Source organism: Sphingobium sp. WCS2017Hpa-17, from assembly GCF_031843765.1.
Taxonomy (GTDB): domain Bacteria; phylum Pseudomonadota; class Alphaproteobacteria; order Sphingomonadales; family Sphingomonadaceae; genus Sphingobium.
The window spans coordinates 272,243-296,334 of the sequence record NZ_JAVTIV010000001.1 but is presented as its reverse complement, the minus strand read 5'-3'; the positions used below and the strand labels follow the sequence as shown (position 1 = coordinate 296,334).

Genomic DNA, 24,092 nt, shown 5'->3' with positions numbered 1-24,092 from the left:
ATAGTCCTTATAGGTTTCCGTGCGCGGAAGGCGGATAGGTCGGGGTAACCTTTAAGCAGAGGACTGTCCCATGATCGCGCTTGCAACCCGCTATGGCTTTCGCATCGACATTCGCGTCGCCAGCCATGCCGACGAACCGGCGCTGGCCGATTTCTTCGCCGCCGTGACGGACGAGGACCGGCGCTTCCGCTTCCTGTCGGCGGTGCGCCATGTCAGCCAGGGGCAACTCCACGACATCACCGCTTTCGACTATCACCGGCATGAAACGTTCGTCGCTTTCGCGCCGGGCGGGGACGATATCATCGCCGCCGCCACGCTGGCCGCCGACCGGGAGGGTGGCACCGGGGAGGTCGCCATCTCCATCCTGCCCGATCATAAGGGCAAGGGGATAGGCTGGACCCTGCTGGACCATGTCGCGCAGGAGGCGCGCGGATGGGGCATCAGCCGGCTCCAGTCGATCGAGAGCCGGGACAATCGCGCCGCCATCGCGCTGGAGCGGGAAATGGGCTTCAGCGCCCGCGCCGTGGAGGGCGACCCGGCGCTGCTACTGCTGGAGCGGGTGTTTTAACCCGCTTCCAGCGCGGCGCCGGCTTCCATCCAGATTTCCTCGGCGGCGGCCAGCTTCTTTTCGACTTCGGCGCGCTTGACCATCAGCTGGCTATTGGTCATTTTCGCTTCCGCCCCGGTCGCGGTCTTGGGGTCCGACAAGGCGGCGTCGATCCGGCCGCGCTCGGTGGCCAGCGCCGTCATCTCGCGCTCCGCCTTGTTGACGGCGTTCTTGAGCACTTTCTGCTTTTCGCGCCATTCGGCGGCGGCCTTCTTGTCGGCCTTGCGGTCGACCTTGGGCGCATCGCCGCCAGAACCAGTGCCGTTGCCGTCCGCCTTGCGCAGGATGATGTCGGTATAATCGTCAAGGCTGCCGTCGAACGGCTGGGCGGTGCCATTGTCGACCAGCACCAGACGATCGGCGACCAGTTCGATCATGTGCCGGTCATGCGACACGATCACCACCGCGCCGCTATAATCATTGAGCGCCTGCACCAGCGCCTCTCGGCTGTCGACGTCCAGATGGTTGGTCGGTTCGTCGAGGATCAGCAGATGCGGCGCGTCGCGGGTGATGAGGGCGAGCGCCAGACGGGCGCGTTCGCCACCCGACATGGAGCCGACCTTCTGCGTCGCACGCTCGCCGGAGAAGCCGAAACGGCCGAGTTGCGCACGGACCGCGCCGGGGGTCGCGCCTTTCATGACGCGGGTCATATGCTCCAGCGGCGTGTCCGTGACGTCCAGTTCCTCCACCTGATATTGGGTGAAATAACCGACATTCATCTTGGCCGAGCTTTGCATCATGCCTTCCATCGGCGTGAGTTGCGCGGCGATCAGGCGGGCCAGCGTCGTCTTACCATTGCCGTTGCGGCCGAGCAGCGCCAGCCGGTCGTCCGGGTCGATGCGCAGGTTGATGCGGCGCAGGATCGGCGTTTCGGTGTAGCCGACCGACGCCATGTCCATGGTGATGAGCGGCGGGCGCAGTTCGGCGGGGCTGGGAAAGCCGAAATGCAGCGTGGGATCTTCGATCGCGGCGGCGATGGGCTGCATCCGGGCCAGCGCCTTGGCACGGGACTGGGCCTGCTTTGCAGTGGACGCACGGGCGCTGTTGCGGGCGACATAATCCTGCAACTTCTCGCGCTCCGCCGCCTGCTTGGCGCGGGCGGATTCGAGCTGGGCCAGCCGTTCGGCGCGCTGCCGTTCGAAGGCGTCGTAGCCGCCGGGATAGAGGGTGACCTTCCCCCCTTCCAGATGGAGGATATAGTCCACGACATTGTTGAGCAGGTCGCGTTCATGGCTGATGACGACCACGGTGCCGCGATAGGCCTTCAGGAAATTCTCCAGCCAGAGCGTCGCTTCGAGGTCGAGATGGTTCGAGGGTTCGTCGAGCAGCAGCAGGTCGGGATTGGAGAAGAGCAAGGCGGCGAGCGCCACGCGCATTTTCCAGCCGCCCGAATAGCTGTCGAGCGGACGCCCCTGCATTTCTTCGTCGAAGCCGAGGCCGACGAGGATGCGGGCGGCGCGGGCCGGCGCGGTATAGGCGTCGATCGTCGTCAGCCGCTCATAGATATGGCCGAGGCGATCGGGGTCTTCGGTATGCTCCGCCTCCGCCATCAGTTCGGCGCGTTCCTTGTCGGCCTCCAGCACGGTGTCGAACGGGGTCGCGGTGCCCGAGGGGGCTTCCTGCGCGATATAGCCCAGCCGCGTGTCGCGGGGCATGTCGCACGACCCCTCATCCGGGTCGAGCTGGCCGATCATCACCTTCATCAGCGTGGACTTGCCCGCGCCGTTGCGGCCGATGAGGCCGACACGGCTGCGCGGCGGCAGCGCGGCGGCAGCGCGATCGAGAATGGTGCGGCCGCCCAGGCGCACGGTGATGGAATTCAGGTTCAGCATGGGCGCGCCCTTAGCAGAGGTACGGCGGGGCGCAAAGGCGCGAGGGTGCGTTTTACAACAGGGTCAGCGGTTGCGAAGTTCACACCGTCGTGGCGAACGTAAAAGCGTGGGCACAAACGGGTGATGTTGATTTCGCAATAGGAAAATTTTTGCAAAGTCAGGCCCGTGCCGGTGCGAAGGCGGCGCGGGGTGGATGAAGCCGACGGTGGGAAAGAGCCGGCGGGAGGGTGACATGGAATGGGGGGTGTAGGACAGGGGAGGTTTGGCCAGTTGTAGAACGGCAGGCTTGGAGAGGATAGTTGATGTTCATATGGTATCTGCTGCCGACCAGAACCGGTGTTAGCGCAAGCGCCTAGCGTTGATTGCTTGGTATTTTCCGTGCACCTACTCAAACTTTACAGCGGGAGGATTTGCGGACGCATGAAGAACATCTGGAACCTGATCGCTTTGGTGGGATCGTCCTTGCTGGCGTTAATCACCTTCATGGCAAACCAATCCGCAAGCGAGATGCAATCCAACATCGCGAGTTACGCAACAAACCCGCTGGTCCGCTCACTGCCAAACTGGCTTTTCAGGGTCGTACAGACTGACTGGTTTTTAGCCGTCGCATTTTTCGCATTGGGATGCGTCGCAACTGTATTTGTTCGTCGTTGGCTAGGAAAGCGAAATAGTCCGAGCCCGCTTGAAGCTTTGGCCACTGATGTATCGCTTGCCGCTTACTCGCTCGATAACAGTAGCAGTATTTTCGCAAATCCAGCGGTCATCGCCAATCTCAATGTAGTAATGAATAAACTCCGTCGATATGGCTTTGCTACCCCACCCGCCAACAATGGCGGCTTCGCCAAGGACAAAATCTCCTACTATCTCCATCAAGTAGCGGCATATATGAGAGCGGATGGCATCGCCTCTGCCAAGCTATCCGCACAGTCTATTGTGGACAGCTGGAACAAGTAAGCTTGCATCAGCGAGAGTCAATTTGCCATTCGACGTATCGCTCGGAGACGATAGGAATCCTCCAGAGCCCACTAAAAATTTTTAACGTCCACCTCCAAGGATGAAAAAATCGCTGCCCGACGCCGACAACGGGGCACAAACCAGCCCCCTCACCCGTTCCCAAACACCTTAGTCCCCACAACCCCCACCACGATCATCGCCATGAAGCCGGCCTGCACCGCGTTCACGCGGTCGCCGAAGAAGAGCATGCCGCCGATGATGACGCCCACGGCGCCAAGGCCCGTCCAGACCGCATAAGCGGTGCCGGCGGGGATGCCTTTCATCGCGAGGGCGAGCAGGCCCATGTTGATGAAGCTGAGCGCGATCGGCACGGCGGAGGCTTGCCAGCTGCCGATCGTGGCGGCCCATTTCAGGCTAAGCGCCCAGCAGATTTCGGTGAACACGGCAATGCCGAGGATGAGCCACGCCATAGGGCGCTTCCCTTTCGTACAGGGCGGGCTCGGAAAGGCGGCGCGGTGGCCGGAAACCCGAAAGAGGCGGCGCGCCGGAGGACCGTTGTTCTGGGAAGGAGGGTGGTGGACACACTTGGGCTCGAACCAAGGACCCGCTGATTAAGAGTCAGCTGCTCTACCAACTGAGCTATGTGTCCACACTGGCCTACTTCCGTCCCCTTCGAAAGGGGGGGTGACTGCATCGGCCCGATGCAGTGGTGGACAGGGCTGGATTCGAACCAGCGTACGGGAAACCCGGGCAGATTTACAGTCTGCTGCCTTTAACCACTCGGCCACCTGTCCAGTGCCCTACGCTTTGGAAAATTGCGTTCCCGCCGCGCTGGAGGCGGCCTAATGGCGAATGGAGACTTGCCTGTCAATGGCCTGATGTGAAAAGAGCGAAATCATGAAAAAGCCCAATCGCTCCACCAAGCCCAAGAGCGCCTTTCCGCGCTTCTATGGCCGTCACGCCGTTATCGCGGCGCTCGCCAATCCCAACCGCATCGTGCGCAAGATATGGGGGACGCGCGAGGCGCTCGGCGCCCTCGACCTGCCGCCGGTGCTGCCGATCGTCTATTCCGACGTCTCCGACATGGGCCGCATGGTCCCGTCCGACGCGCCGCATCAGGGCATCGTCGCCGAAGTCGAGCCGCTGGACGATGTCTGGCTGGGCGAGATTCTGGAGCAGGGGCAGGACGACAAGCGCCCCATATTGGTGCTGGATCAGGTGACGGACCCGCATAATGTGGGCGCGATCCTGCGCTCTGCCGCGGCGTTCGACGCGCTGTGCATCGTGACGCAGGACCGGCATGCGCCGCCCGAATCGGGGGTGCTCGCGCGCGCGGCGTCGGGCGCACTGGAAAATGTGCCATGGGTGCGGGTGGTGAATCTGGCCCGCGCGCTGGAGGAGATTGCCGAGGCGGGTTACTGGCGCATCGGTCTGGATGGCGACGCCGACACCACTTTGGGCGAGGCGATCGGCGAATCGCGCGTCGCGCTGGTGCTGGGGGCCGAGGGAGAAGGGCTGCGCCACAATACGATCGCCCATTGCGACATCATCGCCAAGCTGCCGATCAGCCCGCGCATGGAGAGCCTGAACGTCTCCAACGCGGCGGCGATCGCGCTGTACGCCGCCACGGTGGGCTGACGGGGCGTTGATTAGGGGGAGAGTGGCTATGGACCGCCTGTATCGCACATTGGGCGCACTGGCGGGGCTGTTGGCGCTCTCCGCCTGTCTGGTGACGCCCGGCAGGTTCGAATCGAGCCTGGATATCCGCGCGGATCGCAGTTTCAGCTTCGCCTATAAGGGCGAGATACTGGCGTCGGACATGGGCAAGGAGGCGCTGACGGGCGCTTCCTCCTCTTCATCCGGCGACGACGCGCCGGAGGGCGAGGCGGAGAACAGCCCCACACTGATGCAGATCGCGGTGCAGGAGGAGGATTTCAGCGACGCGGTGGACGGCGCCAAGGGCGATGATGCGCAGATGCAGGCGATCGCGGCGGCACTGAGCAAGGAGAAGGGGTTTAGATCGGCCCGCTATATGGGCAAGCACAAGTTCGAGATCGACTATGCGATCACGGGCCGGCTGGACCACGCCTTCCTGTTTCCGTTCAACATCGACGCGCAGATCGTGTTGCCCTTCGTCGCAGTGGAAATGCGCGGGGACGATCGGGTACGGGTAAAGGCGCCGGGCTTTGCCAACGGCTTCGACAAGAGCCAGGGGCCTGCCGGTATGGGTGGCGCGGGGGATGAGGCCGCAAAGGCGCTGAACGGCACCTTCACGCTGACCACCGACGCAGAGATCGTCAGCCAGAATCAGGAAGAGGGCGCGGAAACCACGCCGCAGGGCAAGCGGCTCGTGTGGACGATCACGCCGCTGACGAGCGATGCGCCGGCTGCGACATTGCGGGTGAAGAATTGATCTGGTTCAGCAAAGCTGAACGTACGGCACCGGCCCACACCCCCACCCGGTTTCCCTTTCAGTTATACTGTGGGAGGCCGGGTGGGGGTGTGGGCCGGTGCGGCTATATTAAAAAGATCAGTCTTCCGGTGCGATGGTGACGCGCAGGCCGTCCAGCGCGTCGCTCAGCACGACCTGACAGGACAGGCGGCTGCTGTCGTTGCGATGGTCGCTGCTGTCGAGCAGGTCGTTCTCGTCCTCGGTCATCGCCGGCAACGCGTCGGCGAAGGCGGGGTCGACATAGACATGGCAGGTCGCGCAGGAGCAGCAACCGCCGCACAAAGCCAGCAATTCATCAAAGCCATTGTCGCGGATGACTTCCATCACCGACAGGCCATTGTCGCCATCGACAGCCTGTTCTTCACCCGAACGGTTGACCACGATCAGTTTCGGCATCTACCCTATCCCCTCGAAATTTTCTCCGCTCTGACCGACAGGGACCGGGAAATCAAGGGGTCGGGCGCAGTAATATGGTGAACAGTGTCGATCAGTTGCGGACAAGCCTGGACGCGATCGCCGTGTTGGAGCCGGGCTTTGTCGCGGCGATTGCGCGAGTCGGATACCCCGCGCCGCGAGTGCGGGAACCGGGCTATGAGACGCTGCTGCGCACGATCGTGGGGCAGCAGGTAAGCGTGGCGTCCGCCGCCGCCGTATGGCGCAAGCTGGAGGCGGAACTGGGCGAAGGCTGCGCGCCGGAAGCGCTGCTGGCGCGGGATTTCGATGCGTTGCGCGCTTGCGGGCTGTCTCGGCAGAAACAGGGCTATGCCCGCAGTCTCGCCGAACTGATCGTGTCGGGCGCGCTGGACCTGCACGCCCTGCCCGCCGATGACGAGGAGGCGATCGCGCAACTCGTGCAGATCAAGGGGATCGGCCGCTGGTCGGCGGAAATCTATCTGCTGTTCGCGGAAGGACGGCCCGACATCTGGCCCGCCGGCGATCTGGCGATACAGATCGAGATTGGCCGGATATTGGGCATGCCCGAACGGCCGAGCGAGAAATTGACCCGTGAAGTCGCCGAAGCCTGGCGCCCGCATCGCGGCGCCGCCGCGATCATGGCCTGGCACCATTATAACACCGAGGTACTCTGACCCATGCCCCTGCCCCACGCCCGCTATATCGTCGTGCCCCATGAAGGCGTCTGGAAGATCAACCTGAACAATCAATATTATGGCCCCTTCCCCACCGAGGCCCTGGCGGTGGCAAGTGCCACCGATACGGCGCGCAAGGCCGGCGACGCGGGCTATCCGGCGTCGGTGCTGCTGATGGCTGGCACCCAATTCGAGACGTTGTGGACCAACGTGCCCGAATGACCGCCGGCGCGGCCGCCATTGTTCATTTTAGCGCTCAACTATGGAACCGAATGGCCGCGCCGACATTTATCTGATCCAGATTTTACGGGTCATGGAATGCGCAAGAAGGTTTTGATCGTCGAAGACGAGATTTTCGTCGCACTGGAAATCGAGCAGATTGTCGAGGACGCCGGATTCGCGGTCGGGGCCATTGCCGCTGATCGCGAAGCCGCGCTGGCAAGCGCGGACGATTGCGACATCGCGCTGGTCGACCTGAACCTGCGCGACGGACCCACCGGACCGCAGATCGGCATGGAACTGGCGGCGCGGCATGGTATTCGCGTGATATACGTCACCGCCAACCCCGCGCAGATCGGCGAGGCGTCGGTCGCGGCGCTGGGCGTCATTACCAAGCCGTTCCGCCCTCAGAGCATCGCCGCCACGCTGCAACTGGCGGCGGCCGATCAGCCGGACCTGACCGACGCGGAGATTGCCGGCTTTACGCCGTTCCGCCCGACCGGCTCATGGAACGGGATGGAATCCAGAGGCTGAGTTGCAGGCCGTGGGGTTGCCACTGGCGCGCGATCCGGCCACCCAGCTGCCGTTCGACGCTGAGCGTCATCAGCCGGCTGCCAAAGCCATCCGGGCCGCCCGGCACGACCGCCGGGCCGCCCTGCTCCTGCCAGTCGATGCGGACATCATCCCCATCCAGCGCCACATGCAGCGCCACCCTGCCTTCAGCCACGGATAGTGCGCCATATTTGGCGGCATTGGTCGCCAGTTCATGGAACAGCAGCGCCAGCGGCGTCGCGGAGCGGTCGTCGATCGCCGGATTATCGCCCGACAGGAGAATGCGCGTCGCGCCGTCATGGCGATAGGGCGCGAAAATCTGGTCGAGTATGCCCCAGAGCCGCCCTTCCCCGTCGCCGATCTGCCCCGCCGATTCGACGCTGTGCGGGCGGACGAAATCATGGGCACGGCCGAGCGCCAATATGCGGTCGCGCAGATCGTCGGCGACGTCGGCAATGGCCGGATGCTGGCGCGCGGACAGGCCGATCAGGCCGGCGATCACCGAGAAGATATTCTTGATCCGATGCGACAGTTCGTGCGCGATCATCTCGCGCTCGTCGATCATCAGTTTCTGTTCGTGAATGTCGGTGCAGGTGCCGATCCAGCGTATGATCAGGCCATCGGCATCGCGGATCGGAAGGGCACGGCCCAGCGTCCAGCGATAGTCGCCGCCATGATGGCGCAGCCGATATTCGATTTCATAGGGCTCGCCGGTGGCCAGGCTGTTGCGCCAGCGCGCCCAGGCCCGGTCCTGATCGTCGGGATGGAACATGCCGTTCCAGCCGGTTCCATCGGTCGATCCGGGCGGCACGCCGGTATATTCATACCAGCGGGCGTTGTAATAATCATGATAGCCGTCGGGCAGCGTCGACCAGACCATTTGCGGCATGGTGTCGGCGAGCGAGCGAAACAGCCGGTCGCTTTCGGCGACGGCGGCCGCGTCGAGCCGCTGGCGCATGATCATGTCGCGGTCGCGGCGGCGCCCCTCCAGTTCCACCATCACCTGTCGGGCGAGCAGCGTCAGCCCCTGCCGTTGCAGCGACGTCAGGTCCGGGCGCGGCACCGTGTCGATGACGCACAGCGCGCCCAGTGGTTCACCATCCGCCCCCATCAGCGGCGCGCCGGCATAGAAGCGGATATGGGGTGGCCCTGTGACCAGAGCATTTTCGGCGAAGCGCGGATCGCGGGTCGCGTCAGGTACGATGAAGATATCGTCGCCCAGCATCGCCAGCGCGCAGAAGGATACGTCGCGCGGCGTTTCTTCCGCGTCCAGTCCGACGCGCGCCAGAAAGCGCTGGCGCACATCCTCGACAATGCTGACCAGCGCAATCGGCGCGCTGCACAGTTCGGCGGCGAAGCCGGTAATGTCGTCGAGATTGCGGAAGCCGCCAGCGTCGAGGTCGTACAGCGCCAGCAGCGCCGCCCGATCCGTTGCCAAGCCCCGTCCTTCAGCCATTATGGCCCTCAGCCATCGCTGACGCGCTCGATATCGGCGCCGACGGCGGAGAGTTTTTCCTCCAGCCGTTCATAGCCGCGATCGAGATGATAGACGCGCTGGACCTGCGTTTCCCCTTCAGCGGCAAGGCCAGCGAGGATGAGGCTCATCGAGGCGCGCAGATCGGTCGCCATCACCGGCGCACCGACCAGCTTGTCGACGCCGCGCACCACGGCGGTCCGACCGTTGACGGCGATGTCCGCACCCATACGGGCCAGTTCGGGGACGTGCATATAGCGGTTTTCGAAGATGGTTTCGGTCAGCACCGACGCGCCGTCCGCCTTCGTCAGCATCGCCATGAACTGCGCCTGCATGTCGGTCGGGAAGGCCGGGAACGGCGCGGTCGACAGGGTCAGGGGCTTCAGCTTGCCGTCCGAGGAAATGCGGATGCCGTCCTTGTGCGGATCGACCTGAACGCCCGCGTCGCGCAGGGCGGCGAGGATGGCGTGCATGTCGTCGGCATTGGCGCCAACCAGATCGACCGAGCCACCGGTGATCGCGGCGGCGCAGGCATAGCTCCCCGCTTCGATCCGGTCCGGCATGACGCTGTAGGTCGCGCCGTGCAGACGCTCACGGCCATGGATGATCAGCTTGTCGGTGCCGATGCCCTCAATGTCCGCGCCCATCGCGACGAGCAAATTGCACAGGTCGACGATTTCCGGCTCGCGCGCCGCATTTTCGAGGATGCAGGTGCCCTTGGCGAGCGAGGCGGCCATCACCGCATTTTCGGTGGCGCCGACCGACACGACCGGGAAAGTATAGATGCCGCCGGGCAGGCCGCCGTCCGGCACGCTGGCGCGGACATAGCCGGCCGTGGTTTCGAGCGTCGCGCCGAAGGCTTCCAGTGCCTTCAGATGCAGGTCGATCGGGCGGTTGCCGATGGCGCAGCCGCCGGGCAGCGAAACCCGCGCTTCGCCGACGCGGGCCAGCAGCGGCCCCAGCACCAGGATCGACGCGCGCATTTTCCGCACGATGTCATAAGGCGCCTCGGTCGAGGTGACGCGGCCGGCGCGCATGGTCAGGACGCGGCCGAAATCCTCCGGCCGGGCGCCTTCGATCATGGTCGATACGCCCAACTGGTTCAGCAGATGGCCGAAACTGTCGACGTCGGCCAGACGCGGCAGATTGCGCAGCGTAACCGGCTCGTCGGTCAGCAATGCGCAGGGCAGCAGCGTCAGGGCGGCGTTCTTTGCGCCGGAGATGGGAAGGCGGCCGTTGAGCATATTGCCGCCGCGAATGTGAATGCGGTCCATTGGGCAGGGTTAATAACGTCTAATGCGCCCCGCGCAAGGCGGCTGCGGGGTCATTTGACGGTATCAGCCGGGCGCCTGGTGGCAATGTGAAATATTATTGCAAAGCGCGGCCCGACCTTGATCGAGTTTAGTGTGCATTCTGAAAATGCAGCCAAAAGGCGAAAGGGGCGTTTTGCCATCGTAACGACAATTGGAAAAAGGTGTTTTTGGTGGCAACGAGTTGTTTCGCGGAAAGGCTGGCAAAACAGGTGCCGCTGTCCGATGCGGAAAAGAAGGCATTGGCCCGGCTCGAAGAAAATCCGCGCAAGGTGAAGCGCGGTGCGATGATCCAGCGCGTCAACGAGACGGTGACGGAATTGTTCGTGCTGCGCGAAGGGCGGGTGATGAGCTATGTCATCCTGCCCGATGGCAGCCGCCAGATATTGCGCGTCTATTTTCCCGGCGATTTCATCGGATCGGCCAGCACCATCTATAGCAAGGCGCCCGAATCGCTGGTTGCGCTATCGGATGCGATCGTCTGCCCGTTCGACAAACATGCGCTGCGCCGGCTGCTGGACGAATATCCGCGCGTTGCCGCGCTGCTATTCCTGCTGTCCAATGCGGAGCGGGTGGCGATGACCGACCGGCTGGCGGCGCTGGGCCGAACTTCGGCCAAGGCGCGGGTCGCGTCCTTCCTGCTCGACATGTTCGACCGGCTGCGCGTGACCGACGACAGCATCACCGACAGTTTCGACCTGAAGCTGACGCAGGAGGAAATCGGCGATTCTATCGGGCTGACATCGGTCCATGTGAACCGCATGATCCGCCAGATGGAGCAGGAAGGGCTGATCAGCCGATCCAACGGCCGCATCATCCTCAATGACATGGCGCGGCTGGAAGAGATCGGCCATTATACCAACCGGCACAAGGACATGGATCTGGATTGGCTGCCGGTCGGCTGAGCCGCCCGGCGCGGTGCATCAGGCCAGCAGTTCGACGTCCCAATAGAGCCAGTCATGCCAGCTTTCGTGCAGATAGCCGGGCGGGAAGGCGCGGCCATGTTCCAGCAATTGCCAGCTGGTCGGGCGGATCGGCTGGACATGCAGGCTCATGCCCGCTTCCTTCGGCGTCCGTCCGCCCTTTTTGAGGTTGCAGGGCGAACAGGCGGTGGCGACATTTTCCCATGTCGTGCGCCCGCCCGCGCGGCGCGGCACGACATGATCGAAGGTCAGGTCGGCGCCGGTGCCACAATATTGGCAGGCGAACTTGTCGCGCAGGAACAGGTTGAAGCGGGTAAAAGCCGGATGTTCGGACGGACGCACATATTGTTTGAGCGCGATGACCGAGGGAATCTTCATTTCCAGGCTGGGGCTGTGGACCTGCCGCTCATAGCTGGCGATGATGTCCACCCGGTCGAGGAACACCGCCTTGATCGCCGTCTGCCAGGGCCAGAGGCTGAGCGGATAATAGCTGAGCGGCGTGAAATCCGCATTGAGAACGAGCGCCGGGCAATTTTCCGGATGCCGTATGAGGTCGGGATGGTACATAAAAACCTTCTTCCCCCTGATCACCGCCGCTGATCGTCCAGCAAGGTGACAAGGGCATGACAGCATTAACGAATATCTCCCGTCAAGAGCCTGTATGACTCATCTTACCGCACCACTGCATATGGTGACCCGCTTCGCCCCCAGCCCCACGGGATTGCTCCATGTCGGCCATGGCTGGTCGGCGCTGATGGCGATGGACATGGCGCGCGCCGCCGGCGGCGCCTTTCGCCTGCGGATCGAGGATATAGACGGGACGCGGAGTCGGCCGGAGCATGTCGCGGGGATATTGGCCGACCTGACATGGCTGGGCGTGGACTGGGACGGCGAGGTGATGTTCCAGTCACAGCGGCTGGACCAATATGATGCGGCACTGGACAGGCTGCGGGCGGAGGGCTTGCTTTACTCCTGTTTCTGTACGCGGGCGGACATACAGGCCAGCCTGACCGCGCCGCACGGGCCGGAGGGGCCGGTCTATCCGGGGACATGCCGGGGGCTGGACGACGCAGAACGCGCCCGGCGCATTGCCGTGGGCGAGGCCCATGCCTGGCGGATCGACATGGGGCGGGCGGTGGCGCGGGCGGACGCGCTGGAATGGACGGCCCTGCCCTTCCCGCCCGATCGCGACCCCGGCATGCCCATCACCGCGACGCCCCTCACCCATGGTGACGTGGTGCTGGCGCGCAAGGATGCGCCGGCCAGCTATCATCTGTCCTGCACGCTGGACGATGCCGCGATGGGCGTGACCCATGTGCTGCGCGGCGACGACCTTCATGGCGCGACCCATGTCCATCGGCTAATTCAGGCGCTGCTGGACCTGCCCAGCCCGGCCTATATCCATCACCCATTGCTGCTTGGCGCGGATGGCAGGCGGCTGGCCAAGCGCGACGGGGCGATCGCGCTGGCTGAACTGCGCCGCGACGGCATGGACCCGGCGGCGCTGGCGGCGGACCTGCGCGCGGGACGCTTTCCCATTGGCATCAGCATCGCAAGCGCCTAGCATCGCGCCCATGAACACGATCCTCGTCATCGCCCTGATCCTTGCCATGGCCGCGACGCTGTTCGCGCTGATCCGCGGCATCATCGCCTTCCTCCAGACAACGAAGGAAGAGTTGAACCTGCCCGAAGGCGCGGTGCGACCGTCCAGCCTGAAGCAGAACAAGATGATGCTGAACCGCATCCTGTTTCAGGCGGCGGCGATCATCATCGTCGCCATCCTGCTGCTGTCCAAAGGTCATGGCTGACGCCACGTTCTCATGGTCAAGCTGAACAAGATCTACACCCGCACCGGTGACAAGGGGACCACGGGCCTGGTCGACGGATCGCGCCTGCCCAAACATGCGCCGCGCATGCAGGCGGTGGGCGATGTGGATGAGGCGAACAGCGCGATCGGCCTGGCCATCGTCGCCATGGGGGCCAGCGAGGAATCGGGCTGGCTGACGACCATCCAGAACGACCTGTTCGATCTGGGCGCCGATCTGGCGACGCCCATTCCAGACGGTCCGGACGAACCCTGGGCGTTGCGCATCGTGGCGAGCCAGGTGACGCGGCTGGAGCAGCAGATCGACGCGATGAATGCCGATCTGGCGCCGCTCGACAGTTTCATCCTGCCGGGCGGATCGCCCGCCGCTGCGGCCGTTCACCTCGCCCGCGCCATCACGCGCCGGGCGGAGCGCAGCGCGACCGCCGCTGCGGTCGAGGTGTCGCTGAACGGCCAGGCCCTCGCCTATCTCAACCGATTATCCGACCTGTTGTTCGTGCTGACCCGGCGGCTCAATGACAATGGTGCGGCCGATGTGAAATGGGTGCCCGGCGCATCCCGCTGATCGGACCGGCAACCGTCTGGAAACACGGACTGACTCTCCGCCGCCACGGCTTACCGAATGTCAGGCGATTAACCCTGTTTCTTCAGAAGGCGTTTAGATGCCCTTTGGACGGTGCGCCCCAATCGCAATAGACGGGGATCGCCATGCAATTCTACCTCGCCACCTCCTTCATCTTTCCGCGCTCGCTGCGCCTGCGCCTGTTCACGCTCTGCTTCGTCGCCACCCATTTGCCGCTGCTCGCCTATCTGGGCTGGGGCTTTGCCAGCGGGCGCATCCAGCTGGCCGAATTCGTGCTGCTGACCATGGCCACGGTGGTCGGCACCGGCATCGCTTTGCTGGGCATCGGCGCGCTGCTGAACCCCATCCATGCGCTGGCAGAGACGCTGCATCGCGGCGAGAGCGAAGCACCTGCCCTGCCGGAGGTCGGCGACGTCATCCACACCCTCTATGCCGGGGTGCAGCGCGCCGCCCATGCCACGCGCGAGCAGATGGACCATCTGCATCAGGCCGCGCATGAAGACCCGCTGACCGGCATCGCCAACCGGCGCGGTTTCCTGACCCATATGGAGGGGCTGCCCGAAGACCGGCGCAGGGGCTGCGTCGCGATCATCGACATCGACTATTTCAAGCGGGTCAACGACCTGAAGGGCCATGAGGAGGGCGACCGGGTGCTGGCCGCCTTCGCCACCCGCCTGTCAGCGCTGGTCCGCCGCGTCGACATGGTATCGCGCTGGGGCGGCGAAGAATTCGCCATCTTCTTCCAGGATTGTATCGAGGATGAGGCGAGCTGGTCGCTGGCCCGGATCGCCAGCCGCATGCGCAGCGACCCGATCGGCGAAGTGAACGACCGGCCGATCAGCTTTTCCGCTGGCATATGCCGCTGGACCGGCGGCGATCTGGACGAGGCGCTGCGCCGCGCCGACGATGCGCTGTACGAGGCCAAGCAGTCCGGCCGCGACCGGGTGTGCCGGGCCGCACCGATCCTTCAGGAAGTGTGACCTTTAGGGCAGCGGTCGGAACCCCCGGCCGCCTTCATGCGCTTATCTTTCCGAGAGCGGCCAACCGTATCGGAAAGGGCAGGCATGGCGAGAAGCTGGACAGAGGCCCATCAGGACGACCTGGAAGAGCGCTACCGCACGGTGCGGGCGCTGACACAGGCGCTTACCGCCCCGCTGTCCGATGCCGATGCCACGGTCCAGTCGATGGCCGATGCGTCGCCGGCCAAATGGCATCTGGCGCATGTCAGCTGGTTCTTCGAGACATTCATATTGCGCGACCATGTGCCGGGCTATCGCCCATTCGACCCGCGCTACGCCTTTCTGTTCAACAGCTATTATGAGGCGGAGGGCGCGCGCCATGCCCGGCCGCTGCGGGGCATGCTGACCCGCCCGTCGCTGACCGAAATCTACGCCTATCGCGCCCATGTCGACGCAGCGCTGACCGATGCGCTGGGCATGCTGCCGCAGGCAGCGCGCGCGCTGGTGACGCTGGGCCTGCACCATGAGCAGCAGCATCAGGAGTTGCTGCTGACCGACCTGCTCCACCTCTTTTCGCTCAACCCGCTGGAACCGGCCCTGTTCGAAGCGCCGAGCGCCGTGCCGGTAGACCTCCCCGGCCCGCTCCACTGGATCGAGGGGCGCGAAGGGCTGGTGGAAGTGGGCGAGGATGGCCGCAGCGCCTTCGCCTTCGATTGCGAGGGGCCACGGCACAAGGCGGTGCTGCGCCCGCATGCGCTGGCGCACCGACCGATTACCAACGGCGAATGGATCGCCTTCATCGAGGATGGCGGCTATCGCACGGCGGCCCACTGGCTGTCGGACGGCTGGGCCTGGGTGCAGGCCGAGGGGATCGACGCGCCGCTTTATTGGAAACAGGGCGAGCAAGGCTGGACCCGCTTCGGGTTGGACGGGCGCCAGCCGGTCAATCCCGCTGCCCCCGTCACCCATATCAGCCTGTATGAGGCCGACGCCTATGCCAGCTGGGCCGGCGCACGCCTGCCGACCGAAGCGGAATGGGAATGTGCGGCGCAAAATGTCGCCGCGATCAGCGGTAATCAGCTGGACGGCCCGCTCTGCCCCCGGCCGCGCCCGGCCGAAGCCGGCACGGCGCTGACGCAAATGTTTGGCGATGTGTGGGAATGGACCGGCAGCGCCTATCGCCCCCATCCCGGTTTTCGCGCGGCACCGGGCGCGGTCGGCGAATATAATGGCAAGTTCATGTCCGGCCAGTTCGTGCTGAAGGGCGGCAGCTGCGCCACGCCGCGCGGCCATGGCCGGGCCAGCTACCGCAATTTCTTTTATCCCCATCAACGCTGGCAGTTCACCGGGCTGCGGCTGGCCAAGGATCTGTAAGTCCCATGTTGCTGACCGACGACGCCCCCGCGATGCACCATGCCATCGACCCGGCCTTCCGCCATGACATCATGGACGGCCTGTCGCGCAGCCCCAAGGCGACGCCGCCCATCTGGTTCTACGACCGGCGCGGGTCGGAGCTGTTCGAAGCGATCACCGACCTGCCCGAATATTATCCGACCCGCACCGAAACCGCGCTGCTGCGTAACCATGGCGCGGATTTTGCCGCCGCCATCGGCCCCGGCCGGGCGGTGGTGGAGTTTGGCGCGGGCAGTTCCCGCAAGACGCCGCATTTGCTGCGCGCCATCGCGCCGGCCGCCTATGTGCCGATCGACATCAGCGGCGACTTTCTCCACGCGAGCAGCGCGGAACTGGCACAAGCCTTTCCCGACCTGCCGGTGCTGCCGGTGGTGGGCGACTTCAACCGACCGCTCGCTTTGCCCACCGCGATCGTGGGGATGCCGCGGCTCGGCTTCTTCCCCGGCTCTACCATCGGCAATATGGAGCCGGACGCGGCGGTGGACCTGCTGCGCGCGATGCGGCGGCTGCTGGGGGATGATGCCAGGCTGCTGATCGGCATGGACCGGATCAAGGATCGGGACCGGCTGATCGCCGCCTATGACGATGCGCAGGGCGTGACCGCCGCCTTCAACCTCAATCTGATCGCGCGGATCAACCGCGAGCTTGAGGGCGACTTGCCGGTGGAGGGCTTTGCCCATCGCGCGGTCTGGAATGACGAGAAGGCGCGGATCGAAATGCATCTGGAGGCGCGGCGACCGCTGCATTTCCATGTCGCGGGCCGCTGTTTCCATATGGATGCGGGCGAGACGATCCATACCGAGAGCAGCCATAAATATGGCGCACGCGACGAACGGCTGCTGCTGCGCGCCGGCGGATGGGAGCCGGCGACGGAGTGGATGGACGATGAGGGCCTGTTCGCGCTGGTGCTGGCGGAGGCGGGGTAGAGGAGCAGATAGCGGTCAGAGGCGGATCAGCGACATCGTCACCCTAGACTTGATCCGGGGTGACGCTTTTTCTGAGGCTTGCGGAAACAGCGGGATGCCGGGTCAAGCCCGGCATGACGAAATAGGGTATGTCTGGCTTCGACCACTTTCAGTCATTCCGCCGGATGATACAGACCCTTGAAGTCGTCCATTCATTTAGAAGGTAAAATTACGAAATCTGACAACAAGCGGACACTCGCTATTAGTTGTACCCCAACTCCCTAAAAAGGAATGCTGTTACAACGATCGTTGCCCACAATGCCGCATAGCGCTCACTGTACGGCTTGATGCTTCCACCTGCACGTTTGTTGATTGACAGCGACCCTATAATGAAGACGACTATCCACATCACTGCCGCAAGGGCAATTGGAAAAATCGGACTTGTTTGATCTTCGTTCATATTTACAGGCTATCCCGGCTAGCTGAACGACTGCAAGTGGGTGATTGTTGTCGAACGATTTTCCCCCATCGTTCGCTATCGCCGGTCATCACTCCAAAACCCGACATTCCGCTACCTAACCTACCCCGTCGCCAGCAGCAAATCGCGCAGGTCGGTGAGGCTGGGCAGCACCTGCGCGCAGGCGAGCACCAGTTCTTCGGTCGGGGGGAGCAGGTCAGGGACCATCACCGTCGCCATGCCCGCCGCCACGGCCGATCGGACGCCGGCATGGCTGTCCTCCACCGCGACGATATCGGCCGGAGCGATGCCCAACCGCTGCGCGGCCAGCAGATAGGGTTCCGGGTGCGGTTTGGGCTGGTCGACGTCGCTGCGGGTCACGATGACGTCGAAATAGTGGAGCAGGCCGCTCTTCTCCAGCCGCTGCTGCGCATAGGGCGCGGCGGTGGAGGTGGCGAGCGCCATGGGGATGCCGGCCTGTTTCAGATGATCGAGCAGCAGCAGCGCGCCGGGGCGCAGCGGGATGCCGGCATCGACCGCCGCCTCGAACAGCGCGTCGCTGTCGGCATAGAAGCGGGCGAGCGGGAAGTCCGGCCCCAGATGTGCGGCCAACACCCGCTCATTTTCGTCGCGATGGATGCCGACCATGGACAGGAGCAGCGCGTCCGACATCGGCCAGCCGATCGCCTCGCCCGTTTCGGCAAAGGCGCGCTTATGCGCCGCTTCGGTGTCGATCAGCGTCCCGTCCATGTCGAAGATCACCGCGCGGATTGTCTCCGGCAGGTTGGAGGGGCTGATCGACGGGGCGGATTGGCGCAGCAACTGGGTCATGTCACCGATATGGCGGCGTTGCGTCTCAATTCCATTGCAAAATCGGGTGAGGCGATTGCGAATATTGCCTGAAACGCGCCTTATTCCGTCACCTGCGCCGACCATGTCCTGATCCAGTGCCAGGCGCCGCGACATTCGCCCATGCTGGTCGCTTCGATCAGGCGGAAGCGCGTGCCGTCCCAGACATAGGCTTCGCTGCCGCCGCAATCGCCCAGCCCGCGCCCCTTGGCGAAGCTGTCGAGCCGCAGCTTGTCCTGCGTCCAGCCCACATTGACCAGCATCGGTCGCGCCTCTTCCTCGCTCCAGCCTGGCTTCATGTCGAAACCGGCCAGGCGGAAGGCGCGGCGGCCCGCGTCCCCGGTCGCGATCACGGGGATGGAGGTGAAATTATAGGCGCCGCTGCCGCAGGGGACGAGGATCAGCGTTTCGGTGCGCGACAGGCGATAGAGTTGCGGCGGTTCTGCGCCCTTCATCTCCTCGGCGCAGCCGGTAAATTTGCCGATCGCGGTCAGTTCCTCGCGCCACAGGGCGGCAGGCGCGGCCGTGCCGGGCAGCGGGGCGCGACGGATGGTCGGCGCAGCCGGCGCGGCGCGCACGGCGATCGGCCCCATGGCCCCGGTTGCGACCAGCGCTGTGCTGGTGCCGGCCCGCCCCTGCCGCGCGTCCATATAGCGCAAGGCCGCGCCCGATCCGGCCAGCGAGGGTTTGCCGAGAGATCGGTTGCCCGCCTTGATCTCCAGCACGCTGCCGCGTGCCATGGCGATGGCCAGCGCCGATGCCTGCGGCCCGCGCAGCGTGGCGTCGCCGTCGCGGCTCATCGCGCTGGCGACCTTGCGCCCATCGACATGGAAGCTGAATTCGCCGCCGCCCTTGGCATCGCGGCTGACCCAGACTTCGGCGGCCCCGTCCGGCCCGGCGTCACGGACCACGCCGACCATGATCGGACTGTCTGGCCATGCGCCGCCCTCTGGAAATAGGGACACCGCCTCGCATCGGTTGCGATTGTCGCAACCGACGGTCCAGTCCTTATAGGTTTCCAGTGCGCCGGGCTTGGGTGCCTGCGCGTCCCCTATGCCTGCCGAGCCGAGTGCCGCCAGCGCGGCCAGGAAAAAATGCTTTGCCCCCATGGGTTAACCATAACCGATTTGCATCGGCAGGGGTAGGCCCAACGTTACGGCATCGTCTCGATCCCCATCAGAGGCTGAGCATCAGCCCCGCCAGTGCCGCACTCATGAGGTTGGCGAGGCTGCCGGCGACCAGCGCCTTCAGCCCCAGCTTCGCGATCATCGGCCGCTGATTGGGGGCAAGATTGCCCGTTACCGCCATCTGGATCGCGATCGAACTGAAATTGGCGAAGCCGCACAGCGCGAAGGTGATGATGGCGATGGTCGCGGGCGACAGTGCGCCCTGCACCTGACCCAGGTTGATATAGGCGACGAATTCGTTGAGCACGACCTTCGTACCGAACAGGCCGCCGGCCACCTGCGCCTCGTTCCACGGAATGTTGAGCAGATACATGACCGGCGAGAAGACATAGCCGAGCAGCATCTGGAAGCTGAGGTCGGGATAGCCGAACCAGGCGCCGATGCCACCCAATATGCCATTGGCCAGCGCCACCAGCGCAACGAAGGCCAGCACCATGGCGCCGACTGCGACAGCGAGTTTGACACCCGTCTGCGCGCCCTGCGCGGCCGCCATGATGAGGTTGGCGGGTTTCTCCTCATCATGGGTGGCGACCGGCATGGGTTCGCCCGGCGTCGTTTCCGCGTTCAGCGCCTGCGCCACAGCTGCGGCGCGGCGGGTTTCGGGCAGGTGGATGTCATCCTCCAACGGCAGTTCCGGCTCGCATTCGGGGACATCGGGCATCATGATCTTGGCCATCAGCAGGCCACCGGGCGCCGCCATGAAGCTGGCCGCGAGCAGATAGTCGATCTTGATCCCCATCGAAGCATAGGCCGCGAGGATCGTACCGGCCACGCCGGCCATGCCGCTGGTCATCACCGTGAACAGCTGCGGCGGGGTGAGTCCGGCGAGATAGGGGCGGATGACCAGCGGGCTTTCGCTTTGCCCGACGAAGATATTGGCGGCGGCGCACAGGCTTTCCACCTTCGACACGCCCGTCACCTTCTCGATCGCGCCGCCGACCCAGCGGACGATGAACTGCATGATGCCCAGATAATAGAGGATCGACACCAGGCTGGCGAAGAAGATGATGACCGGCAGCGCGGCGATAGCGAAGCTGGCCCCGCCGATTTCCGGCTTGGCCAGCGGGCCGAAGATGAAGTCGGTGCCAGCCTGCGCATAGCTGAGCAGATTGGCCACGCCATGCGACATGCCGCCGATGATCGCCCGGCCGGCCGGGACATAAAGCACCAATATGGCGATCCCCGCCTGCAACAGGAAGGCCGCACCGACCACGCGCGGGCGAATGGCGCGGCGATCGGACGAGAGAGCGAAAGCGATGGCGAGAATCAGAAGGATGCCGGCGAGGCCGATAAGAAGATGCATGAAGCGCTTTCGCGGGAAATGACAAACCGCGCGACTATATGACCCCGGACGCGCAGAGGCCAGCCCCGTTTGACTCCCCTTCCCGGCCCGCCCGACTGCTACAAAGCCGCTACATTGGGCAATCGGCCGGAGACATGCCGCGCCTAGGGACGGTCCTTGAGGGTCTTTACACAAGACAAGAGGGACTAGGGTAGATGGCTGATAGGAACGACGCGCACGACCATGGGTTGATGCACGATCTGGAACAGATGCGCGCATTGGCGCGGGAGAAGATCGGGCGACGGCGGACCTTGCGCCTGCTTTTTTCGGCGAGCGGCGCGGCGCTGATCGGCGCCTGTGGCGGCGGGTCGGGGTCTTCTGGCGATTCGACCGCGACCCCGACACCCACGCCGACCCCGACGCCAACCCCCACACCGACGCCCACCCCGACACCCACCGGCACCTGCATCGCCGATCCGGAAGAAACCAACGGCCCCTATCCGGCCGACGGATCGAACAGCAGCAATGGCAGCGTGGTCAATGTGCTGGACGACACGGGCATCGTGCGCACCGACATCCGGTCGAGCTTCGGATCGTCCAGCGGCACGGCTGCGGGCATCACCATGACGCTGACCCTGACGGTGGTGAATGTGAACAGCGGATGCGCCGCGCTGGAAGGCTATGCCGTCTATATCTGGCACTGCACCCGCGACGGCCTCTATTCGCTCTATACCGTGCCGGGCGAAAATTATCTGCGCGGCGTGGGCGTGACCGACGCCAATGGACAGGTGACATTCACCAGCATCTTCCCCGGCTGCTATGACGGGCGCTACCCGCATATCCATTTCGAGGTTTATCCCAGCCTGGCGCGGGCGACCAGCTATGCCAATCGCGTGCTGACGTCGCAGTTCGCGATGCCGACCGACGCCTGCAACACGGTCTATGCCACCAGCGGTTACAGCAGCAGCAAGACGAATTTCGCCAAGATCACCACCAGCAGCGACAATGTGTTCGGCGACAACACGTCGGCACAGGTCGCGGCGATGACGCCGACGATGACCGGCGACATCACCAACGGCTTCACCGGCACCGTGACGGTCGGCCTGGCAATCTGAAGGAAGGAACGGGATGACTTTGCAGGAGGCGCATTCCCCCGATATGCTGGCCGTCATGGACGGTTCACGCATATTGGTGGTCGACGACGATGCGGATATCCGCACGCTCCTGTCGGACTTTCTGGAACAGCATGGCTTTGCCGTGACGGCGGTGCCGGACGGCGCGCGCATGGACGAGGTGCTGGGCGTGCAGGATTTCGACATCGCCGTGCTGGACGTGATGATGCCGGGCGAAGACGGCCTGTCGATCCTGCGCCGCCTGTCGGCGCGGGGCGGCCTGCCGGTCATCATGCTGTCGGCGATCGGCAGCGACATCGACCGGATCGTCGGCCTGGAAATGGGGGCGGAAGATTATCTGCCCAAGCCATGCAACCCGCGCGAGCTGCTGGCGCGCGTACGCACGGTGCTGCGCCGCCACCGGCGGCAGGTGGCCGAAACGCCGGAGGCCAGTGGCAAGCGGCTGCGCTTTGCCGGCTGGCAGGTCGATATGGGGGCCCGCCTGCTGACCGATCCCGACAATGTCGTCGTGACCCTGACCGATGGCGAGTTCCGCCTGCTGCGCGCCTTTATCGAGCATCCGCGCCGGGTGCTGAGCCGCGACCAGTTGCTCGACTATTCGGCCGGCAGCGAGACCGAAAGCTATGACCGGGCGATCGATGTGCAGGTCAGCCGCCTCCGCCGCAAGCTGGAGCGGGGGGCGCGGACGGAAGGGACGGACGATCTGGTCCGCACCATCCGCAACGAAGGCTATATGTTCACGGCCGAGGTCCGCCCGGTTTGACGCCGCCCAACCCGTCCATCCTGACGCGCATCGTCGCGCTGGTCGCGGCGACGCTGCTGCTGGCGCTGGGCGCGATGATGCTGGTCGCCTTTCGCGGCCCGCCGCCCCATGCCCGGCCGATGATGCTGGGCGAGGCCGCTGCGCTGATGCAGGGCGGGGCCGTCCCGACTGGTAGCTGGACGGTGACGCGCTACCGGTCCGACCCGCCACCGCTGGCCGAACCGGGTCAGGTCGAGGATCGCGGCATGGCGGCGCAGATCGCGGCCTTGCTGGGCGCGCGCCCGGCGGACGTCCGCGTGCTGCGCGAGCAGCCGCCGATGCGCATGGCCGATCCCGACCGCAAGCCATGGCCCCAGCCCGGTTTCGGCCCCGGCCCCGACCGCATGATGCTGCATGGCGCCGTCCTGCTGGCGCGCCGGACGCAGGATGGCTGGCAGGTGGTGCAGGCGCGGCAGGGCGCCAATCTGCGTTGGTATGCCATCACCCTGTCGCTGATGGCCGGGATCTTCATCCTGTTGCTGCTGCCGGCCTATTGGGTGGCGCGGCGCATCACCCAGCCGATCCGCCGGCTGGCCGAAGGCGCGGCGACCGAGCGGCCGGAACGGGCCGATCCGCTGCCGCTGACCGGCCCGCCGGAGGTGCGCGCGGTCGGCGCCGCCTATAATCATATGCGGACCCGGATCGCCGACTATCTCAACGAGCGGACGGCGATGCTGGTGGCGATCGCCCATGATCTGCGCACGCCGATGACCCGCCTCTCCTTCCGGCTGGAAGCGCTGCCCGATGACCCGCGCGCCAAGGCGCAGGCGGATGTCGAGGAAATGCGGGCGATGGTCACCGACCTGCTCGACTTCATGCGCGGTCAGGGCGACGCCGCTGCCCATGTGCGCATCGATTTGAGCGCCATTGTCGAGACTCTGGCCGACGATCTGGCCGATATGGGGCAGGATGTGGCTGTGACGCGCAGCGCCCGCGCGGTGATCCGCGGCGATGCCGTCGCGCTGCGCCGCTGTGTCGCCAATCTGGTCGAGAATGCCGTGCGCTATGGCGGGTCGGCGCGGGTCGCTCTGGCGGTCGCTGGCGGACGGGTGACGGTGGCGGTCGAGGATGAGGGACCGGGCGTGCCCAATGAGGCGATCGAGCGGCTGTGCGAACCTTTCTATCGCGGCGAGGCATCGCGCAACCGGGAAACCGGCGGGGTCGGACTAGGTCTGGCGATCGCCCGGCGCATCGCCGACGATCATGGCGGACGGCTGGACTTTGCCAACCGGACCGAGGGCGGATTGCGCGCGAGTGTGACCCTGCCGCTGGAACGGCAGGTCTAA

General features: G+C 64.8%; 27 protein-coding genes and 2 tRNA genes. 17 read left to right on the top strand and 12 right to left on the bottom strand.

Going from position 1 to position 24,092, the window contains the following annotated elements; all coding sequences use genetic code 11:
- Positions 1 to 70 precede the first annotated feature (70 nt).
- Positions 71 to 568, top strand: a complete 498-nt coding sequence (locus tag RQH62_RS01335) for a GNAT family N-acetyltransferase (RefSeq protein ID WP_311266940.1) — start codon at positions 71 to 73, stop codon at positions 566 to 568.
- On the opposite strand, the gene RQH62_RS01330 is transcribed toward RQH62_RS01335, so the two are convergent.
- Positions 565 to 2,439 (bottom strand): ATP-binding cassette domain-containing protein, encoded by a 1,875-nt coding sequence (locus RQH62_RS01330; RefSeq protein ID WP_311266939.1) that lies wholly within the window; start codon positions 2,437 to 2,439, stop codon positions 565 to 567. The two genes, RQH62_RS01335 and RQH62_RS01330, sit on opposite strands and share 4 nt — an antisense overlap.
- 420 nt (positions 2,440 to 2,859) lie before the next feature.
- Here RQH62_RS01330 and RQH62_RS01325 point away from each other — a divergent pair, with 420 nt between their 5' ends.
- Positions 2,860 to 3,393, top strand: coding sequence for a hypothetical protein (locus RQH62_RS01325; protein ID WP_311266938.1), 534 nt, complete (start codon positions 2,860 to 2,862; stop codon positions 3,391 to 3,393).
- A gap of 149 nt (positions 3,394 to 3,542) precedes the next feature.
- Here RQH62_RS01325 and RQH62_RS01320 read toward each other — a convergent pair whose 3' ends face one another.
- From RQH62_RS01320 to RQH62_RS01310, 3 genes are all read right to left on the bottom strand, one after another.
- Positions 3,543 to 3,863, bottom strand: coding sequence for a multidrug efflux SMR transporter (locus tag RQH62_RS01320; protein ID WP_311266937.1), 321 nt, complete (start codon positions 3,861 to 3,863; stop codon positions 3,543 to 3,545).
- A gap of 103 nt (positions 3,864 to 3,966) precedes the next feature.
- Positions 3,967 to 4,042: transfer RNA gene (locus RQH62_RS01315), tRNA-Lys, on the bottom strand.
- Positions 4,043 to 4,100: 58 nt separating this feature from the next.
- A tRNA-Tyr gene (locus RQH62_RS01310) sits at positions 4,101 to 4,187 on the bottom strand.
- Positions 4,188 to 4,290: 103 nt separating this feature from the next.
- On the opposite strand from RQH62_RS01310, the gene rlmB reads away from it, so the two are divergent.
- Positions 4,291 to 5,031, top strand: coding sequence for a 23S rRNA (guanosine(2251)-2'-O)-methyltransferase RlmB (gene rlmB, locus RQH62_RS01305; protein WP_311266936.1), 741 nt, complete (start codon positions 4,291 to 4,293; stop codon positions 5,029 to 5,031).
- A gap of 28 nt (positions 5,032 to 5,059) precedes the next feature.
- A complete protein-coding gene (locus RQH62_RS01300) occupies positions 5,060 to 5,806 on the top strand; it encodes a hypothetical protein (RefSeq protein ID WP_311266935.1) in 747 nt (248 codons plus the stop codon).
- A 117-nt stretch (positions 5,807 to 5,923) separates the two neighbouring features.
- Here the strand turns inward: RQH62_RS01300 and RQH62_RS01295 are convergent, their stop codons facing one another.
- Positions 5,924 to 6,241: a 2Fe-2S iron-sulfur cluster-binding protein gene (locus RQH62_RS01295; RefSeq protein ID WP_311266934.1), complete on the bottom strand. Its 318-nt coding sequence runs from the start codon at positions 6,239 to 6,241 to the stop codon at positions 5,924 to 5,926.
- Between the two features lie 74 nt (positions 6,242 to 6,315).
- On the opposite strand from RQH62_RS01295, the gene RQH62_RS01290 reads away from it, so the two are divergent.
- The 3 genes from RQH62_RS01290 to RQH62_RS01280 all read left to right on the top strand — a co-directional run bounded on the left by RQH62_RS01290 (position 6,316) and on the right by RQH62_RS01280 (position 7,686).
- Positions 6,316 to 6,933, top strand: a complete 618-nt coding sequence (locus tag RQH62_RS01290) for a DNA-3-methyladenine glycosylase 2 family protein (protein WP_311266933.1) — start codon at positions 6,316 to 6,318, stop codon at positions 6,931 to 6,933.
- Positions 6,934 to 6,936: 3 nt separating this feature from the next.
- The gene (locus RQH62_RS01285) at positions 6,937 to 7,155 is read left to right on the top strand and encodes a DUF2188 domain-containing protein (RefSeq protein WP_311266932.1); all 219 of its coding nucleotides are present in this window, start codon (positions 6,937 to 6,939) and stop codon (positions 7,153 to 7,155) included.
- Positions 7,156 to 7,251: 96 nt separating this feature from the next.
- The gene (locus RQH62_RS01280; protein ID WP_311266931.1) at positions 7,252 to 7,686 is read left to right on the top strand and encodes a response regulator; all 435 of its coding nucleotides are present in this window, start codon (positions 7,252 to 7,254) and stop codon (positions 7,684 to 7,686) included.
- Here the strand turns inward: RQH62_RS01280 and RQH62_RS01275 are convergent.
- Together RQH62_RS01275 and murA are read right to left on the bottom strand one after the other, a co-directional pair.
- Positions 7,634 to 9,160 carry a PAS domain-containing protein gene (locus RQH62_RS01275; RefSeq protein ID WP_311266930.1) on the bottom strand — a complete coding sequence of 509 codons (1,527 nt, stop codon included), beginning with the start codon at positions 9,158 to 9,160 and terminating at the stop codon, positions 7,634 to 7,636. The genes RQH62_RS01280 and RQH62_RS01275 overlap by 53 nt on opposite strands.
- Before the next feature lie 8 nt (positions 9,161 to 9,168).
- Positions 9,169 to 10,452, bottom strand: a complete 1,284-nt coding sequence (gene murA / locus RQH62_RS01270; protein ID WP_311266929.1) for a UDP-N-acetylglucosamine 1-carboxyvinyltransferase — start codon at positions 10,450 to 10,452, stop codon at positions 9,169 to 9,171.
- Between the two features lie 206 nt (positions 10,453 to 10,658).
- Between murA and RQH62_RS01265 the strand changes: the two genes are divergently transcribed.
- A complete protein-coding gene (locus RQH62_RS01265; RefSeq protein ID WP_311266928.1) occupies positions 10,659 to 11,393 on the top strand; it encodes a Crp/Fnr family transcriptional regulator in 735 nt (244 codons plus the stop codon).
- 18 nt (positions 11,394 to 11,411) lie between these two features.
- On the opposite strand, the gene RQH62_RS01260 is transcribed toward RQH62_RS01265, so the two are convergent.
- Positions 11,412 to 11,978, bottom strand: coding sequence for an HNH endonuclease (locus tag RQH62_RS01260; protein ID WP_311266927.1), 567 nt, complete (start codon positions 11,976 to 11,978; stop codon positions 11,412 to 11,414).
- A 94-nt stretch (positions 11,979 to 12,072) separates the two neighbouring features.
- On the opposite strand from RQH62_RS01260, the gene gluQRS reads away from it, so the two are divergent.
- The 6 genes from gluQRS to egtD all read left to right on the top strand — a co-directional run bounded on the left by gluQRS (position 12,073) and on the right by egtD (position 17,117).
- A complete protein-coding gene (gluQRS, locus tag RQH62_RS01255) occupies positions 12,073 to 12,975 on the top strand; it encodes a tRNA glutamyl-Q(34) synthetase GluQRS (RefSeq protein WP_311266926.1) in 903 nt (300 codons plus the stop codon).
- 10 nt (positions 12,976 to 12,985) lie between these two features.
- The gene (locus RQH62_RS01250; protein ID WP_311266925.1) at positions 12,986 to 13,219 is read left to right on the top strand and encodes a twin transmembrane helix small protein; all 234 of its coding nucleotides are present in this window, start codon (positions 12,986 to 12,988) and stop codon (positions 13,217 to 13,219) included.
- A 12-nt stretch (positions 13,220 to 13,231) separates the two neighbouring features.
- A complete protein-coding gene (locus tag RQH62_RS01245) occupies positions 13,232 to 13,801 on the top strand; it encodes a cob(I)yrinic acid a,c-diamide adenosyltransferase (RefSeq protein ID WP_311266924.1) in 570 nt (189 codons plus the stop codon).
- Positions 13,802 to 13,944: 143 nt separating this feature from the next.
- Positions 13,945 to 14,799 carry a GGDEF domain-containing protein gene (locus tag RQH62_RS01240; protein WP_311266923.1) on the top strand — a complete coding sequence of 285 codons (855 nt, stop codon included), beginning with the start codon at positions 13,945 to 13,947 and terminating at the stop codon, positions 14,797 to 14,799.
- Positions 14,800 to 14,883: 84 nt separating this feature from the next.
- The gene (gene egtB / locus RQH62_RS01235; protein ID WP_311266922.1) at positions 14,884 to 16,152 is read left to right on the top strand and encodes an ergothioneine biosynthesis protein EgtB; all 1,269 of its coding nucleotides are present in this window, start codon (positions 14,884 to 14,886) and stop codon (positions 16,150 to 16,152) included.
- A 5-nt stretch (positions 16,153 to 16,157) separates the two neighbouring features.
- A complete protein-coding gene (gene egtD / locus RQH62_RS01230) occupies positions 16,158 to 17,117 on the top strand; it encodes an L-histidine N(alpha)-methyltransferase (protein ID WP_311266921.1) in 960 nt (319 codons plus the stop codon).
- A gap of 241 nt (positions 17,118 to 17,358) precedes the next feature.
- On the opposite strand, the gene RQH62_RS01225 is transcribed toward egtD, so the two are convergent.
- From RQH62_RS01225 to RQH62_RS01210, 4 genes are all read right to left on the bottom strand, one after another.
- Positions 17,359 to 17,556, bottom strand: coding sequence for a hypothetical protein (locus tag RQH62_RS01225; RefSeq protein ID WP_311266920.1), 198 nt, complete (start codon positions 17,554 to 17,556; stop codon positions 17,359 to 17,361).
- Between the two features lie 120 nt (positions 17,557 to 17,676).
- The gene (locus RQH62_RS01220) at positions 17,677 to 18,384 is read right to left on the bottom strand and encodes an HAD family phosphatase (protein WP_311266919.1); all 708 of its coding nucleotides are present in this window, start codon (positions 18,382 to 18,384) and stop codon (positions 17,677 to 17,679) included.
- Between the two features lie 80 nt (positions 18,385 to 18,464).
- Entirely contained in the window at positions 18,465 to 19,511 is a 1,047-nt protein-coding gene (locus RQH62_RS01215) for a DUF1176 domain-containing protein (protein ID WP_311266918.1), read from the bottom strand.
- Positions 19,512 to 19,578: 67 nt separating this feature from the next.
- On the bottom strand, positions 19,579 to 20,892 hold the full coding sequence (locus RQH62_RS01210; RefSeq protein WP_311266917.1) for a NupC/NupG family nucleoside CNT transporter: 1,314 nt from the start codon (positions 20,890 to 20,892) through the stop codon (positions 19,579 to 19,581).
- A gap of 194 nt (positions 20,893 to 21,086) precedes the next feature.
- Between RQH62_RS01210 and RQH62_RS01205 the strand changes: the two genes are divergently transcribed.
- Genes RQH62_RS01205 through RQH62_RS01195 form a run of 3 tightly spaced genes read left to right on the top strand, consistent with a single transcriptional unit; the run spans position 21,087 to position 24,092 of the window.
- Entirely contained in the window at positions 21,087 to 21,986 is a 900-nt protein-coding gene (locus tag RQH62_RS01205; protein ID WP_311266916.1) for an intradiol ring-cleavage dioxygenase, read from the top strand.
- A gap of 13 nt (positions 21,987 to 21,999) precedes the next feature.
- Positions 22,000 to 22,767 carry a response regulator gene (locus RQH62_RS01200; RefSeq protein WP_311266915.1) on the top strand — a complete coding sequence of 256 codons (768 nt, stop codon included), beginning with the start codon at positions 22,000 to 22,002 and terminating at the stop codon, positions 22,765 to 22,767.
- Positions 22,764 to 24,092: an ATP-binding protein gene (locus tag RQH62_RS01195; protein ID WP_311266914.1), complete on the top strand. Its 1,329-nt coding sequence runs from the start codon at positions 22,764 to 22,766 to the stop codon at positions 24,090 to 24,092. The genes RQH62_RS01200 and RQH62_RS01195 overlap by 4 nt, the downstream gene beginning before the upstream one ends.